Annotated in this window: 13 protein-coding genes; 4 read left to right on the forward strand and 9 right to left on the reverse strand. The window is 60.2% G+C overall.

Translation table 11 applies throughout. From position 1 onward, the window contains the following. Nucleotides 1-3 precede the first annotated feature (3 nt). A complete protein-coding gene (locus MTP36_RS15155; protein ID WP_249254442.1) occupies nt 4-861 on the reverse strand; it encodes an NAD(P)/FAD-dependent oxidoreductase in 858 nt (285 codons plus the stop codon). Between the two features lie 358 nt (nt 862-1,219). Between MTP36_RS15155 and MTP36_RS15160 the strand changes: the two genes are divergently transcribed. Beyond that, entirely contained in the window at nt 1,220-2,227 is a 1,008-nt protein-coding gene (locus MTP36_RS15160; protein ID WP_055186189.1) for an asparaginase, read from the forward strand. Nucleotides 2,228-2,237: 10 nt separating this feature from the next. On the opposite strand, the gene MTP36_RS15165 is transcribed toward MTP36_RS15160, so the two are convergent. The 7 genes from MTP36_RS15165 to MTP36_RS15195 all read right to left on the reverse strand — a co-directional run bounded on the left by MTP36_RS15165 (nt 2,238) and on the right by MTP36_RS15195 (nt 9,776). Continuing rightward, entirely contained in the window at nt 2,238-2,567 is a 330-nt protein-coding gene (locus MTP36_RS15165) for a branched-chain amino acid transporter permease (RefSeq protein ID WP_006735387.1), read from the reverse strand. Further along, nucleotides 2,564-3,307, reverse strand: coding sequence for an AzlC family ABC transporter permease (locus tag MTP36_RS15170; RefSeq protein ID WP_249252091.1), 744 nt, complete (start codon nt 3,305-3,307; stop codon nt 2,564-2,566). Before MTP36_RS15170 ends, MTP36_RS15165 begins: the two co-directional genes overlap by 4 nt. 387 nt (nt 3,308-3,694) lie before the next feature. After that, nucleotides 3,695-6,361: an EAL domain-containing protein gene (locus tag MTP36_RS15175; RefSeq protein ID WP_249252101.1), complete on the reverse strand. Its 2,667-nt coding sequence runs from the start codon at nt 6,359-6,361 to the stop codon at nt 3,695-3,697. 187 nt (nt 6,362-6,548) lie between these two features. Then, entirely contained in the window at nt 6,549-7,634 is a 1,086-nt protein-coding gene (locus tag MTP36_RS15180) for a putative ABC transporter permease (RefSeq protein WP_249252103.1), read from the reverse strand. Between the two features lie 15 nt (nt 7,635-7,649). Continuing rightward, on the reverse strand, nt 7,650-7,829 hold the full coding sequence (locus MTP36_RS15185) for a DUF6472 family protein (protein WP_097785226.1): 180 nt from the start codon (nt 7,827-7,829) through the stop codon (nt 7,650-7,652). After that, nucleotides 7,822-8,589: a tRNA (guanosine(46)-N7)-methyltransferase TrmB gene (gene trmB, locus MTP36_RS15190; protein ID WP_249252113.1), complete on the reverse strand. Its 768-nt coding sequence runs from the start codon at nt 8,587-8,589 to the stop codon at nt 7,822-7,824. Before trmB ends, MTP36_RS15185 begins: the two co-directional genes overlap by 8 nt. Beyond that, nucleotides 8,586-9,776: an alanyl-tRNA editing protein gene (locus tag MTP36_RS15195; RefSeq protein WP_249252115.1), complete on the reverse strand. Its 1,191-nt coding sequence runs from the start codon at nt 9,774-9,776 to the stop codon at nt 8,586-8,588. Before MTP36_RS15195 ends, trmB begins: the two co-directional genes overlap by 4 nt. 601 nt (nt 9,777-10,377) lie before the next feature. Between MTP36_RS15195 and malQ the strand changes: the two genes are divergently transcribed. From malQ to MTP36_RS15210, 3 genes are all read left to right on the forward strand, one after another. After that, complete coding sequence (gene malQ / locus MTP36_RS15200) at nt 10,378-11,955, forward strand: 4-alpha-glucanotransferase (protein WP_249252126.1); 1,578 nt, start codon at nt 10,378-10,380, stop codon at nt 11,953-11,955. Nucleotides 11,956-12,108: 153 nt separating this feature from the next. Then, on the forward strand, nt 12,109-12,897 hold the full coding sequence (locus MTP36_RS15205) for a GGDEF domain-containing protein (RefSeq protein WP_249252128.1): 789 nt from the start codon (nt 12,109-12,111) through the stop codon (nt 12,895-12,897). A 60-nt stretch (nt 12,898-12,957) separates the two neighbouring features. Further along, a complete protein-coding gene (locus tag MTP36_RS15210; RefSeq protein ID WP_006735368.1) occupies nt 12,958-13,398 on the forward strand; it encodes a hypothetical protein in 441 nt (146 codons plus the stop codon). Nucleotides 13,399-13,441: 43 nt separating this feature from the next. On the opposite strand, the gene MTP36_RS15215 is transcribed toward MTP36_RS15210, so the two are convergent. Then, nucleotides 13,442-13,855: an EamA family transporter gene (locus MTP36_RS15215; RefSeq protein WP_097779010.1), complete on the reverse strand. Its 414-nt coding sequence runs from the start codon at nt 13,853-13,855 to the stop codon at nt 13,442-13,444. Between the last annotated feature and the right edge of the window lie 841 nt (nt 13,856-14,696).

Here is a 14,696-nt window from a genome sequence, read left to right on the forward strand (position 1 = left end):
GGCTCACCCCTTTCGCAGCGCCTTGGCGGCTTCCGTACCCGCCAGTGCGCCCTCATAGACCGCTTTTGCCACCTGCAGCAGCCCGCCGGTGCAGTCTCCGGCGGCGTACAGGCCGGGCACGGTGGTCTGCATCTTATCGTCCACCACGATGCGGCTGCCCTCTACGGCAGCGCCCAGCTTTCGGGCAAGTGCGGTGCTGCCCGCCACGCCCAGCGCCACAAATACGCCGGACACCTCCCGCACCGCGCCGCCCGCCAGCTGCACGCCGGTGACGGTCTGCTCGCCCAGAATGGCTTCCACCTTCTGGGTGCAGACGGCTACCTCGGGCGGGAAGTCTGCGGTCAGGGCTGCGCCGTTCGTCAGCAGGGTGACGCTTTTTACCACCGGCAAAAGCGCCTGCACCTCATGCAGGGCGTACTCGCCGCTGCCCAGCACCGCCACGTCCTTTCCGCGGTAGAAAAAGGCATCACAGGCGGCACACCAGCTTACGCCGTGGCCTTCCAGCCCGGTCAGCCCCGGGATGCGAGGCACAGCGCGGGAAGCACCCGTTGCCAGAATGACCGCGTCTGCCGGGTACGCGCCTGCCAGCGTTTCCACGGTCAAACGGTCGGTCCATGTCAGCCCCACAGCCTCGGTCTGCACGAACTGCACCCCCAGCCGCCGGGCGTTCTCGATGCTGCGGCGTTCCAGCTCCGGCCCGGAGACCGGCTGGGCAAAGCCGTAATAGTTTTCGATCTTTTCGGCGCGCGCCAGCGCCCCGGAGCCCTTGGTCAGCACGGTGGTCTGCACCCCGGCGCGCACGGCGTACAGGGCGGCGGACACTCCCGCCGGGCCGGAACCTACGATGACGATGTTGGACATGGTGTTGCTCCTTTGCATGGTTCTTTTGCCTTATTATACACCAAAGCCGTGCTGATTTCTGTGACCGGGTCGCAAAATTCTTTGCCATAGGAATCAGCTTTTCAGCTTGCCACGGAGTAAAAGCCTTCACCCCTTGGGGGGAAGGTGGCGCGTAGCGCCGGATGAGGGGTGATTTCCCGTAAGCTGCCGCTTGCCTGCGCCCTCATCAGTCACCTGCGGTGACAGCTTCCCCCGACCGGGGGAAGCCTTTATTCGGAAAACAGATTTCTTATTTTGAGCAGCGGGCACTGTTCAAGCCCCGGGGAGTATGTTATACTGGTCTCACGTTGAAATTACTGCCACAGGGGGCTTTTGCTTTATGTCCAAACAACGTCTGCTTTTCATCACCACCGGCGGCACCATTGCCAGCGTGCGCACCCAGCAGGGGTTAAAGCCCGTGCTTAGCAGCGAGGAACTGCTTGCCCATCTGCCGGAGCTGAAGGAGCTGTGCTGCCCGGAAACGCTGGCGCTGTGCAGCATCGACAGTACCGACCTCGGGCAGGAGCACTGGCTCATGATGGCACGCGCCATTCAGGAAAACTACGCCTTGTACGATGGCTTTATCATCTGCCACGGCACGGATACGCTGGCCTACTCTGCGGCGGCACTCTCCTATCTCATCCAGAACGCGGATAAGCCCATCATCCTCACCGGCGCGCAGCAGCCCATCTCCAACGAGATCACGGATGCCAAGAAAAACCTGCGGGACAGCGTGGTCTGCGCCATCGACCCGGGCAGCCGGGGCGTGATGGTGGTGTTCGGCGGGCACGTCATCGCTGGCACCCGCGCCAAGAAGAACAAGACCATCAGCTACGACGCCTTTGCCTCGGTCAACTTCCCGGAGCTGGCGCTGGTGCAGGGCGACCGGCTGGTGCGGTACATCCCCTCGCCGTGGCCCACCGGCCCGGTGGAGTTCAGCCGCACGCTGGACAGCCGGGTGTTCCTGCTCAAGCTGACCCCGGGCATGTCCCCGGCGCTCATCCCGGAGATCTTCCGTCTGTACGACTGTGTCATCGTGGAGAGTTTCGGCGTGGGCGGCATCCCGCAGCAGCTGATGGACGCCTTTGCCGCCGGGCTGGGCGATTACGAGACCACCCACAAGGTGCTCATCATGACCACGCAGGTCACCTACGAGGGCAGCGACGTGGGCGTGTATGAGGTGGGCAAGCGGGTGCGCAACCGCTTCCGCTTCTTGGAAGCCCACGATATGACCATCGAGGCGGTGGTGACCAAAAGTATGTGGCTGCTGGCGCAGAACTGCGAAAGCTTTGACCAGCTGCAGCAGCGATTCTACCGTCAGGTGAACTTTGACACCTTCTATCACTGAGCATCACTGCTCAGAACACCAGCTGCACCAGCAGTACATAGCAAAGGGTGCCCCCGGCTACGCTGAGCAGAGTCTGGTGCTTCCACTTGTGCAGCGCGATGGTCGCCAGCAGCGCAAGCGCTTCCGGGATGCCGTGGCTGCCGGAGAACGGGGTGACACCCTTCAGGCAATAGACGATGAGCATCCCGAAAATAGCGGCGGGCAGCACCCGCCCCAGATACCGCACCACCTCCGGCGGCTGCTGCTCCTTGCTGGAAAAAATCAGAAACGGCAAAAAACGGGTAAGCATGGTGGCGGCGGTGCACACCGCAATGGTAAGCCCCATCTGAACTGCTGTCATTCCTCTACCTCCCCGGCTGCTTTTTCCATCGGACGGCGCAAAGCCAGCAGCAGCACCAGAATGCCGCCCATGGACGGCAGCAGAAAGCTGCCGGAACCGAATACTGCCAGACATACCAGCGGCACGGCAAGCCCGATCAGGGCACTGCCGTGCTGCTGATCTTTTTCCCACTGGTTCAGGAAGATGACCGTGAACATTGCAGTCATGACAAAATCCACGCCCTCGGTGCTGAAGGGCAGCACGGTGCCCAGCGCAGCCCCAAGCCCGGCGCTGCCCACCCAGTAAAGCTGATCCAGCAGGGTGATGAAGAACATGAACCAGCCCTTGTCCACTCCTTCCGGCGGCACTGCCGAGCAGGTGATGGAAAAGGTCTCGTCGCTCATGGCAAAGATCATGTAAAAGCTGCGCCAGCCGTAGCCCTTATAGCGCTCCAGCATGGCAAGGCCGTAGAACAGGTGCCGCGCCTGGATCATCAGCGCCATCAGAAAGGCCGACAGCGGCGAGAACGCGCCCAGCAGCAGGCTTGCCAGCACGAACTCCAGCGAGCCGCCGTACACAACAGTGCCCATGAGCATGGGCATCCACACCGGCAGCCCCAAGGACTGCACATAGATGCCGTAGCCCAGCCCCAGCACAAAATAACCCGCCAGCACCGGGATGGTCTGCGGAAAAGCCGCCCGCAGCGCCCGCAGGCAGGGGTGCGGCAGGGCGGGAGAAACGGTTCGGGACAGATGCTGCATAGAAAAGCTCCTTGCTTTGCGGGCTCAGCGGGCGGTGCACCCATATACCCACATATATTGTATGGAATAAGTGATTTTTATTATAGCACATCCCGGCGCTTTTGCAAGACAGTGGACTGCGCCCTCTCAGTCACCTGCGGTGACAGCTCTCCCAAAGGGAGAGCCAAGAGCACTGCCGGAAGCTTTCTCATTTCACCTAATACTTTAGCAACGAACGTGATGGCTTGGCTCCTCCTGAGAGGAAAGACTTCCCCCGCTCCGGGGGAAGATGTCACCGTAGGTGACAAAAGGGGGAATCTGGCGCGGGAGCGCCTGAGAGGGCGAGCAGGCTAAAGAAAAGCAGCCAGACCGGGCGGTCTGGCTGCTTTTATAGCATACAAGAATATTTTACTCTACATCTTCATCCGCAAAGATCCACAGCACCTCGTTGATATGGGAGCCGCTGCAGGAGTAGGGGGTCACACGGACGCAGAAGCTGCGGCCATCCGTCTTGCGGTAGCGGTGCTCCAGCAGGTTGCTGCTGAACACGGTGCTGCGCACAAGGCCGAAATCGAACAACTTTGCAAAGTTTTCTCTGTCCTCGGGCGCTACCAACGTGTCGCGGTAGTTGGTCAACGCAGCGCGGAAAGAGCCGCCGCAGGTGTCCAGAACGGACTGGAAGTCGTCCGGCACAATAACGGGGCGCACGGTGTCCTCCTGCAGGTCCACCACGATTACCGTCTTGTATTTGGGGGCAAGCACCTTCAAAAAGTGCTCGGCATCCCGCTTTTCCTGCAGGGTGCGCTCCATCTTTTCGTTCAGGCCTTCCAGCTGGCGGGCGCGGCCGTTGTGCTCGTAGTAGGTCTGCCGGTCCTGCCGCATGGCAGCCTCGGCCTTGGCCACGGCTTCGTCCACATGGCGCAGGTCGGTGGTCTGCTGGATGCCCACCGAGATGGCGTAGTCCTTTTCCTTCAGGAAGGCGCGCATCCGGTCTGCGGTGCTCCACACGCTGTAGGGCGGCTCGTTGGGGGTAAGGATGACAAATTCATCGCTGCCAATGCGGTACACCCGGCTGGTAGCAAAGAACTTGCGGGCGGCGTTTGCCAGACAGCACAGCAGGGTGTCGCCGCTGCGGTGACCCAGATGCTCGTTTACCTCGTGCATCCCCACCACATCAATGTAGGTGCACACCACGGATTCGTACCCGCTGTGGGGCAGCTCCCGCAGGTCGGCTTCGTACCGGCTGCGGTTGGCAAGGCCGGTCAGGGTGTCGTGGCTGTAAGAGAAGTCCAGCTCCTCGCTGAGCTGGTCGGCCTGTGCGTCGTTGCGCACCAGCACGGTCGCCCACGGGTTCTGGGCGCAGCAGCCCCGGCAGGGCAGCACCTCTGTGGTGACCCAGATATACTGGCCGGACACGTTCTCGCGGTAGCGGTAGAACTCCGGCGCGGTGGCGTGGTACAGCACAGAGCGCAAAGCTTCCAGATCGGTCTGCTCCAAGAACAGGTCTGCGTCCTCCTCGTGCACGATCTTCTCGTTCACCAGGCGGTCGCAGTAGTTGACAAAATCTTCTTCTTTTTCCAGATCTGCACCCAGCAGGCGGGCGTCCCGCTTGATCACCCGGTACGCACCGGTGGCAAGGTTCAGCAGCGAGATCTCCAGCACGTTGTCGGTAAAGATCTGGTAGGCCTGCAGCGCCAGCGCAGTCTTTTCGGTGCCCGGGTTCTCCACCCGGCGGTCACGGCGCATCAGGTCGCGGCGCAGATCCCAGTAATCCTGATTGGTGGGATCTGCCAGCAGTTTTTCGGCGTTTTCCACCGGCATGGGCTTGAAGAAATAGTAACCCTGCGAGTACAGACAGTCTGCGGCTTGCAGCATGGACACCTGTTCCGGGGTCTCCACGCCCTCGGCGATGATGGGCAGATTCAGCCGGTGCGCCATATCCACCACCGACTCCACGATCTGCACGCCCTTGCTGCGGTTCTCCTGATTCATGTCGATGAGCTTCATGTCCAGCTTGATGGCATCGACGTTGGTATCCTTGAGCATATTCAGCGAGGAATACCCGCTGCCGAAGTCGTCCATCATGACCGAGAAGCCCTTGCGGTGCAGCCCCTGAATGGCGCTTTCCACCATCTGGGTATCCTCGGCCACCATGGTCTCGGTGATCTCAGCCAGCAAAAGCTTTGGCTCCAGCTTATATTTTTCCACCAGATCTGCAAAGATCTGCGGCACATCCAGGTTCAGGATATCCTGCACCGAAACGTTCACCGATACCGGCACAAGGTTGCTGCCGCTTTCCTGCCACTTCTGCAGGGTCTGGCAGACGGATTCCCAGATGTACTGGTCCAGCCTTGTCACAAGGCCGGTGCGCTCCAGCAGCGGCATGAACTCGGCGGGAGGAACACAGCCCCGGGTGGGATGGTTCCAGCGCACCAGTGCCTCCATGCCCACGATGGCGCGGGTGATGCTGTTGCACTTGGGCTGCAGGAAGAAGCAGAATTCGTGGTTGTCCAGTGCGTGCTCCAGCTCGCCCAGCAGCTGCTGCTGTTCTTTCAGCTCGTTGAGCATGGTGGGCTCAAAGCGGTGCAGGTAGCCGCTGTCTGTCGTTACACCGGCGATCTGCGCGTAGTTGCACAGGGTGGCGGCATCCGCGCCGGGGTTTGCCTGCATGGGGCACACGCCCATTACCACAAAGAAGGTGACATCCTGTCTGCCGGCATTCATGCAGGCTTGCAGCGTGGCAAGCACAGCGGTCTGCTCGGCTTTTTCGTCCGGCAGGCACAGGAAAAAGTCATCATTTCCAAAATAGCCCACAGGATATCCGGTCTGCTTGCTGTAACCCAGCAGACAGTTTGCCACCGTTTCCAGCAGAGCATCGCCCTTTTCGGTGCCGTAAAGCTCGTTATAAAGCTTGAAGTGCTGGATATCCACAGCGGCGACAGCCCATTCCGTTCCCTGATGCGCGGTCAGGAATGTATGCAGGGCCTGTAAAAATGCGTCCTTGCGGTCGATCCGCTCCAACGCAGCAGATGCCGGTGCGGCGGCATCTGTTTTGGTCTTTCGTTCCTCTGACATGACGATTCCTCACAATTTGGATAGATTGAATGCGGATAAGCCGATTGCGGTCGGTTTGTATACTTTATAATCAGTATAACACGGTTTCAGTCGTTTTGAAATAGTTTTTTCACACTTTATAACAACATTATTCGAGCAAAGCGCAACAAAAATGCCACACACGGCAGCGCCGGTGCGGCATTCGGGGTCATTTGGTATTCTTGTTGTCGTCCTTGTTTTCCTGCTCGGCGCGGTGCAGCATCTCCCGCAATGTGGGCAGGGTGCGCAGCTTTTTGCCGTGCCGGAGCTTCGGGTAGGCGCGCAGCATACGGCGCGGGCCCACGATGCGGGGAGTGCGCAGCAGCTGTGCCTGCATTTCCTCGCTGCGCTGTTGCAGCTCTGCTGCCAGTTGTTCCAGCTGCAACAATTCAGCAGCGCGCTCGGCGGTGCCCTTGGCAGCAAGGCGGGCGGCGTTGGCAGCTTCGGCAGCGTTCAGGCGGGCATCCTCACTGGCGCGGCGGGCAGCTTCGCTGGCCTCAGCGGCCTTGGCGCGGATGGCAGCCAGCGTCTCACGGGCAGAGGGACGCTTTCCGGCGGCGTCCCGCGCCTCGGCGGCGGCAAGCTTGAATTGCAGCCGTCCCTCGTCCAGTTTCTGGTCGGCATTTAGGGTGGTGGTACCCAGCAGCTGGGTCATGGCGTCGCTGACGGCGTGGATGCTGTCGCCCAGCTGCTCCATGGTGTCCAGCGTATCAGCCAGTGCAGAGGCGGCAATGGCGGTAGCCACCACGTCCACCGCATACACGGCGTACAAAAAGCACATGAGGATGACCCCCACAAAGGGCGGGATCAGGGCTACAAGGTCGGCCACCGCCGGGTGCACGATGCGCATGACCACCAGCGTGCCCACACCCCACAGCAGGCAGAATTCCAGACAGATATAGCCCCCAATGTTAAAGGGAAAATCGCTGTAATCCCACCAGCGGGTGTGGTAGAGCTTATACAGTGCCCAGCCGCCCACCAGTTCCAGCGCACTGGGCAGGATGACGCCGCCTATATACAGCAGCAGGATGCTGTGCTGCAAGGGCGTAAGGGCAAACAGCACGATGATCATGCCAAAGCCGTAGATGGGGCAGACCGGGCCGTTGAGGAAGCCCCGGTTCACCAGCTGACCGGTGGTGGCGGCGGCGTAGATGACCTCCAGACACCAGCCTATACAGGAATAGATCAGGAAATAGGCCAGAATATGGTACAGCGAAAAGCCGCATATCACGGTATCGGTAAGAAAGCTTACCATAGGCACCTCCGTTCTTCAGTTCTGTTTGGATACGATCTTATATTCGTCCCCCGGCTCAAAAAAGGGACAGGCAGCGGTATTGTGCGCAAGATAGCGTGCCATCTCGTCCTCGTCCAGAGCAGCGCCCTGCGCGCAGTAGTAGCTGCCGTATTCGTCCTGAACATTATTCAGGCACAGCTCACAGGGGTCAGACATTTCCTTCGCCTTCCTGCGCGGCGGCTTCGGCAGCGGCAGCTTCGCGTGCCATCCGCTTGATCACCTTGGGGTCTACCCATGTCACGCTGTCGGCACCGGGCTTTTTGCGGGCAATGAGTGCCTTGATCTTGATGCCCATCTCGGTGAACATACCCTCGTGCTCAGTGCGGATGTTCCACTCCGGCTCGTTCTCGTGCAGGTCGTAGGTGATCCACTCGATGTCGTAGCCGGAAGCGGGGAAATACTCCACGCTGTCCCGGAACAGGTCGTCGTCATCGGTCTTGAAGTAGATCTCGCCGCCGTCCTTCAGAAACTCGCGGTAAGCGATGAGCTGGCGCGGGTAGGTAAGACGGTGCTTGTGGGAGGAGTCGTTTTTGCTCCACGGATTGCAGAAATTGATATAGATGCGGCTGACCTCATCCTCCGGGGTGATGACGCCCTTGATGCGCTCGATATCGGTGCTCATGATCTTCACATTGTCGATGGGGCGTCCGGCTGCCTGATAGGCGGCTTCGATCTTGCGCTTGGCAAGGATGAGCACCTTGTCGGTGATATCGATGCCCAGATAGTTGTTTTCCGGGTGGGCACAGGCCAGCTGGGAGATGAAGCCGCCCTTGCCGCAGCCCAGTTCCAGAATAAAGGGCTGCTCCGGGCGGGCATACTGGCCGTGCCATTTGCCGCCCCAGATGAGGGGCTCGTGCACATGGAAATCCGCAGCCATCAGTTCGTCGTGGGCATAGGGTTTGAAACGCATTCTCATAGTTTGTTGTTCTCCTTCAAAAATCTCTCCACCTGCTCCGGGGTGGCGGCGCAGCTGCCCTGACAGATGCCGGGCTTGCCGCCGCCGCGCCCGTTCAGGGCGGCGTTCAGGGCTTTGGTCAGGGCGCGCACATCGCCGTCCCGCCGGGCAAGGCAGTAGCCGGTGCCTTTTTCGGTGGGGGTCAGGGCGGCGCACAGGCCGGTGGTGGCTTCGGTCAGACGGACAGCCAGCCGGTGCAGCCCGTCCGGGTCCAGCCCCGGCAGGGTACGGATGGCGTCCGCATCGGGCGCGGTCAGCTGCGCAAGGGCGTCAAACAGCTGGCTGCACAGTCCAAAGTGTGTAAACTTGAGTGCGGTATACTCGTCGTATACACGATGCACCGCCACAGCGGTCTGGTCGGCCTTGGCAGAAAGCAGCGCACCGATGTCTGCCTGCCGGGCGCGCATGGCCTGCGCCGCCGCCAGTGCACGGGCTCCGCACACCACGCTCAGCCGCACGCCGCCCTTGTAGTTCTCGCTGGCAAGGATCTTGATCTGCCCCACCTGACCGGTGGTGCGGGTGTGGGTGCCGCAGCAGGCGCAGACGTCCGCGCCCGGGATGGTCACGATGCGCACCTGCCCCTCGATCTCTTTTTTAGAGCGGTAGACAAGGGCGGCAAGCTCTTCCCGGGTGGGGTAGCTGATGAGCACCGGCACATCCTGCCACACGATGCGGTTGGCGGCAAGCTCCGCCTTCCGCAGCCCCTCGGGGCTGATGGGCACACTGGTGTCCATGCGCACCACCTCGGTGCCCACATGGAAGCCCACGTTCTCCGCCCCGAACATCTGGTGCAAAATGCCGGAGAGGATATGCTCGCCGGTGTGCTGCTGCATTTTGTCAAACCGCCAGTCCCAGTCGATGCAGCCGGCAACGGCTGCGCCGGGCGCGGCAGCAGCGGGCAGGGCATCCACCGTATGCCAGATGACGCCCGCCTGCTCGTGGACGTCCTGCACCTGCAGCACCGTGCCGTCCGGCAGGGTCAGAGTTCCCCGGTCGGCGGGCTGACCGCCGCCCTCTGGGTAGAACACCGTGCCGTCCAGCGCAATGCGCCCGCCGCCGGTCTTTTCGTCCGGCTCTGCGGCAAGGATGACGCTTTTGCATTCGGTGCGGAAAGCGTCCTGCTCAAAATATTTTTCTGTGCGCTGCATCGCGCGAGTACCTCCTGTAGATAGAACGATTGACAATAGTGGTAAGAGTCTTTGCCGAGGGATGTTCTCTTTTGACACCAAAAGAGAACCGGAAAAGTGCATTGCGCTCCGCGGGGTGACTTTCTGCTTGTTTTCAGCGTGCAAAGACGCTCCGCTGGGCCAGAGGTAGGGAGGGGTGTTCCGATTCCCCCCTCCCTACCTCTGGACTCCACCCACCCCGCAACGGATCAAGGGCTGCACGCCCTTGACAATTCTAAAGAAGTGGGCTACACCGGAAAAAACTGAAGATTCACGCCTGTTCGGCGTGAAGATCTTTTAACCGTTTTTTCCGGCTCCGCCGATTTGCAGCCCCTCAGTCGCTGCGCGACAGCTCCCCCCGGGGGAGCAAGCGCGCCCGCAAACTTTACGGTTCAACCGGAAACTTCGCCGCCATGCCAAAGGCGCCCCCTTCGGGGGAGCTGCTGAGCGCAGCGAAGCTGAGGGGGTACCCTATAAAAACCAGTATACCACGATTTTTGCCTGTGGAAAATAGTTTGCGGTTATGTTATGATAGGAAACAACGAATATTCCCGAAAATTGACAGCGAGGAAGGTAACGGATCATGCGTGAAAGTGGTATTCTGATGCCGGTATCCAGTCTGCCCGGCCCTTATGGGATCGGCTGCTTTGGCAAGGCGGCATTTCAATTTGTGGATTTCCTGTCTGCAGCGGGACAAACGATCTGGCAGCTGCTGCCGCTCAGCCCCACCGGCTACGGCGACAGCCCCTACCAGAGCTGCTCTGCCTTTGCGGGCAACCCCTATTTTGTGGACTTGGAAGCGCTGGAAAAGGAAGGCCTGCTGACCGCCGCAGACCTCAAGGCCGAAAGCTGGGGCAAAAACCCGCTGGAAGTGGACTACGGCACTTTGTACGTCAGCCGCTTTGCGGTGCTACGCAAGGCCTACGCCGCATGGCGCAGCCAGTGCGCCGGGCTGCACGGCTGCACCTACTACTACCCCGACGACTACTACGCCTTTACCCTTGCCAACGAGGACTGGCTGGAGGACTATGCCCTGTACATGGCGCTGAAAGTCGCCAACAAGATGAAGAACTGGGTGGAGTGGGACACCCCCTACCGCCGCCGCGACAAGGCCGCGCTGGCTGCCTTTGCTGCCGCAAACGAAGAGGAGATCGGTTTCTGGAAGTTTGTGCAGTACAAGTTCAGCGTCCAGTGGCAGGCCGTCAAGGCCTATGCCAACGAAAAGGGCGTGCAGATCCTGGGCGATATCCCAATCTACGTCTCTGCCGACTCGGTGGACGCATGGGTGGGCGGCAAGCTGTTTGAGCTGGACGCCGACGGCCGCTTTGCCCGGGTGGCGGGCTGCCCGCCGGACTACTTCTCCGCAGACGGCCAGCTGTGGGGCAATCCCCTGTACGACTGGGCATACCACAAAAAGACCGGCTACGCCTGGTGGATCCAGCGGGTGCGCCACGCACTGGGCATCTACGACCTGCTGCGCATCGACCACTTCCGCGGCTTCGACACCTACTGGGCCATCCCGGCCACCAGTACCACCGCCCGCACCGGCAAGTGGGAGAACGGCCCCGGCATGGAGCTGTTCGATGCACTGGAGGCCGCACTGGGCAAGCTGCCCATCATTGCCGAGGACTTGGGCGAACTGTTCCCCAGCGTGCGCAAGCTGCTGGCCGACAGCACCTTCCCGGGCATGAAGGTGCTGCAGTTTGCCTTCGGCGGCGGGGACAACGAGTATCTGCCCCATAACCACGTCAAGAACGGTGTGGTCTACCCCGGCACCCACGACAACACCACCCTGACCGACTGGTGGGAGAACGGCGCTTCCGAAAAGGAAAAGGCCACCGCTGCGGCCTATCTGCACCTGACCCCCTGCAAGCCCACCGCCAAGGAGGTGGCAGCCGTCAAGACTGCCGCCGCGCGCACCGCGCTGCTGCGGGCAGCGCTGGGCTCGGTGGCGGACAGAGCCATCATTCCCATGTACGACTGGCTGGGTCTGGGTGCCGAGGCACACCTGAACACCCCGGGCAAGCTGGGCGGCAACTGGGCATGGCGCGCCAAAGCCGGTTTTGACTCCAAAGCCCTTGCCGCACAGATCAAAGCCGAGTGCGCCGTGTACTGCCGCTGCAATGCAGACGTTCAAAACGTGAAAGAATCAGCAATTTGACAGAATTGTAAAAACTGCCGTAAAAATTTGTGCGTTTTGCTGGAAAAATCTGTATTTCAATGGTATAATAGCCGTAAGTTCCCGGATTTGTGGGAAAATTGGAATTTCGCCCGTCGGAAGCGGCGGCGCGTACGGATGATGGGGAAATTACAGATGGACAGAGAATGGACAGAGCAGGATCTGCGCGCCTTTGCCGAGGGCGCACAGACTGCGTTTGAAACGGTATTGCTGGACGAGCTACCACAGGACACCGGCTGGCAGGACGAAGGCTTGCAGGTGAGCTATACCCTGTGCAACGGGCGGGTAAGCTGTGTGCTGCACCGCACGGTACGGGCAGACGGCAAGCTGTGGCGGATCACCATGTCTGCCCCGCTGGCAGGCAATCTGCTGCCGGAAGAGCGCATGAGCGCCCGCGAGCGGGAGCTGTGCCGCGAGGACCTGAACCACGATTTTCTTTCCGGCGTGTACAACCGCCGCTATCTGGAGACCGTGATCGCCGCCGAGCTGGACCGCTGGGCAGAGCAGGGGCGCAAGGCCGCTGTGGCGCTGATATCGCTGGATCACGGCGCACAGCTGCGGGATACCTACGGTCAGCCGGTGATGGATCAGCTGATCTGCTTTGTGGCAAACCAGTGGAAAAAGTATTTCGATATCCCGGGCAGTCAGATCGTCTGCCGCCTGACCGGCACCACCTTTGTGGTGGGCTGTCTGGATATGGACGGTGGCCAGTTGGCCGAGCAGATGCGGAACATCTACGCCGAAATGCCCCACGAGTGCGTCACCTCCATGGGGATGATGAAGCGAGTGCCCTTTACCCTGAGCGTCGCAGTGGCAGGGCTGGACGAGCTGGACAGCGCCGCCAACTGCTGGCAGCGCCTGTACGCCATCTGTGACGAGCGGCTGCGCGGCATCCAGATCTCCGGCGGCAATAAGATCTGCTGAGAAATAACGTATATAATCCCCCTTTGGGCACATAATAGATGCCAAAGGGGGATTTTTTGTATGGAAAACCAGAAAAACGACAACCTGAACCTGCTGGAAGCGGTGGTGCAGAACACCGAGATGGGCAAGAACACCTTGGAGCAGATCTTACCCATGACCAACGATGTGCAGTTCAAGGCCGAACTGCTGCGCCAGCGCAACATCTATCACCAGCTGAATCAAGAGGCGCACACTGCCATCGAAGCCTGCGGCGGCAGCGCGCAGGGGCAGAGCACCATGGCAAAGCTGAACACGAAAATGGGCATCGGGCTCAAGACCCTTACGGACAAATCCACCCGCAATCTGGCCGAGATGCTCACACAGGGCAGCGGCATGGGGGTGGTGGACTGCGTAAAAAGCTGTAAAGACTACCCCAACGCCGCCCCGGGCGCAAAGCGCCTTGCCCAGCGGCTGCAGGATTTTGAAGAGGATAATCGCATCCAGCTGGAACGGTTTTTGTAATGCGTTCTACCCCATGAAAACGCCCGGAGTGCATCCCTGACCGTTACAGCACCATAAACAGTGTGCCAGCGGTGATGAGGGCGCAGCCGATGAGGCTTTTGGCGGTAAAGGGCTCGTGCAGCACCACAAAGGCCAGCGCAAGGGTGATGACCACGCTGAGCTTATCAATGGGCACTACCTTGGACGCTGCACCCACCTGCAACGCGTGGTAGTAGCACAGCCAGCTTGCGCCGGTGGCAAGGCCGGACAGCACCAGAAACAGCCAGCTGCGGCGGGAGATCTCCGCAATACCGGCCTGCGTACCGGTAAGGAACACCATGCCCCAGCTCATCAGCAGCACCACCGCCGTGCGGATAGCAGTGGCAAGGGTGGAGTTGACCCCCTCGATGCCGATCTTTGCCAGAATCGAGGTAAGGGCGGCGAACACCGCCGACCCCAGCGCGTAAACGAACCACATGGCAAACGCCTCCTTTTTGCCTCAGTATACGCCTTTGTGTGACGGAACACAAGGCTGCCGGGAGGAGGACGATTTGGAATGCGCACCGCGTTGCTCTGCGCATAGTCAGCGGAAAGAATATTTATAATTTCGGAGCACCGGAGCGTCTGCGGACGCTCCGGTGCTCCATTTTCACGAGAAGGGATTTAGAACGAACTCCCTCAGTCAAAACCTGCGGTTTTGCCAGCTCCCTCGGGGAGGGAGCCTTTGGCATAGCGGGAAAGTTTCCGGCAAAGCCGTAAACTTTGCAGGTGGGAACGCTCCCCGGGGGGAGCTGTCGCGCAGCGACTGAGGGGCTTTTAATGGAGAAGCGAAAAAAGCGTTAAAGCGATAGCGCCGACTGGCGCAGCGCTAGCTTTTTTGTGCTTCGACTTCTTCTTTAGGATTGTCAAGGGCGTGCAGCCCTTGACCCGTTGCGGGGTGGGTGGAGTCCAGAGGTAGGGAGGGGGGAGTCGGAACACCCCTCCCTGCCTCTGGCCCAGCGGAGCGTCCCTGCATGCTGAAAGCAAACAGAAAGTTCCCCCGCAAAGCGCACACTTTTCTGGTTCTCTTTTGGTGTCAAAAGAGAACATCCACACTCCCTGTTTTTTCAACCCATCACCTTTCCGGCTGATGGGGTGAAAAATTTTCGCCTTTCTGTACAAACGCACTGAAAAATTGTAGGATAAGAATGGAAAAGACGTTCACTTTCACGCTTTACAGCTTTACCTAGATAAAGTAAAATAAGGACAGAAGCCTCTCATACTATGGGCGCGGAGGATGCCGCGCCGGATGTTTTTGTGTATAGAGACGCCGGAATTGT

The sequence above is a fragment of the Faecalibacterium sp. I4-1-79 genome, from assembly GCF_023347235.1.
GTDB lineage: Bacteria > Bacillota > Clostridia > Oscillospirales > Ruminococcaceae > Faecalibacterium > Faecalibacterium tardum.

Coding starts and splice junctions, on each gene's coding strand:
- MTP36_RS15160 (WP_055186189.1), top strand. CDS start 1,220: ATGTCCAAACAACGTCTGCTTTTCATCACCACCGGCGGCACCATTGCC.
- MTP36_RS15175 (WP_249252101.1), bottom strand. CDS start 6,361: ATGTCAGAGGAACGAAAGACCAAAACAGATGCCGCCGCACCGGCATCT.
- MTP36_RS15185 (WP_097785226.1), bottom strand. CDS start 7,829: ATGTCTGACCCCTGTGAGCTGTGCCTGAATAATGTTCAGGACGAATAC.
- malQ (WP_249252126.1), top strand. CDS start 10,378: ATGCGTGAAAGTGGTATTCTGATGCCGGTATCCAGTCTGCCCGGCCCT.
- MTP36_RS15180 (WP_249252103.1), bottom strand. CDS start 7,634: ATGGTAAGCTTTCTTACCGATACCGTGATATGCGGCTTTTCGCTGTAC.
- MTP36_RS15215 (WP_097779010.1), bottom strand. CDS start 13,855: ATGTGGTTCGTTTACGCGCTGGGGTCGGCGGTGTTCGCCGCCCTTACC.
- MTP36_RS15155 (WP_249254442.1), bottom strand. CDS start 861: ATGTCCAACATCGTCATCGTAGGTTCCGGCCCGGCGGGAGTGTCCGCC.
- MTP36_RS15165 (WP_006735387.1), bottom strand. CDS start 2,567: ATGACAGCAGTTCAGATGGGGCTTACCATTGCGGTGTGCACCGCCGCC.
- MTP36_RS15195 (WP_249252115.1), bottom strand. CDS start 9,776: ATGCAGCGCACAGAAAAATATTTTGAGCAGGACGCTTTCCGCACCGAA.
- MTP36_RS15210 (WP_006735368.1), top strand. CDS start 12,958: ATGGAAAACCAGAAAAACGACAACCTGAACCTGCTGGAAGCGGTGGTG.
- MTP36_RS15205 (WP_249252128.1), top strand. CDS start 12,109: ATGGACAGAGAATGGACAGAGCAGGATCTGCGCGCCTTTGCCGAGGGC.
- MTP36_RS15170 (WP_249252091.1), bottom strand. CDS start 3,307: ATGCAGCATCTGTCCCGAACCGTTTCTCCCGCCCTGCCGCACCCCTGC.
- trmB (WP_249252113.1), bottom strand. CDS start 8,589: ATGAGAATGCGTTTCAAACCCTATGCCCACGACGAACTGATGGCTGCG.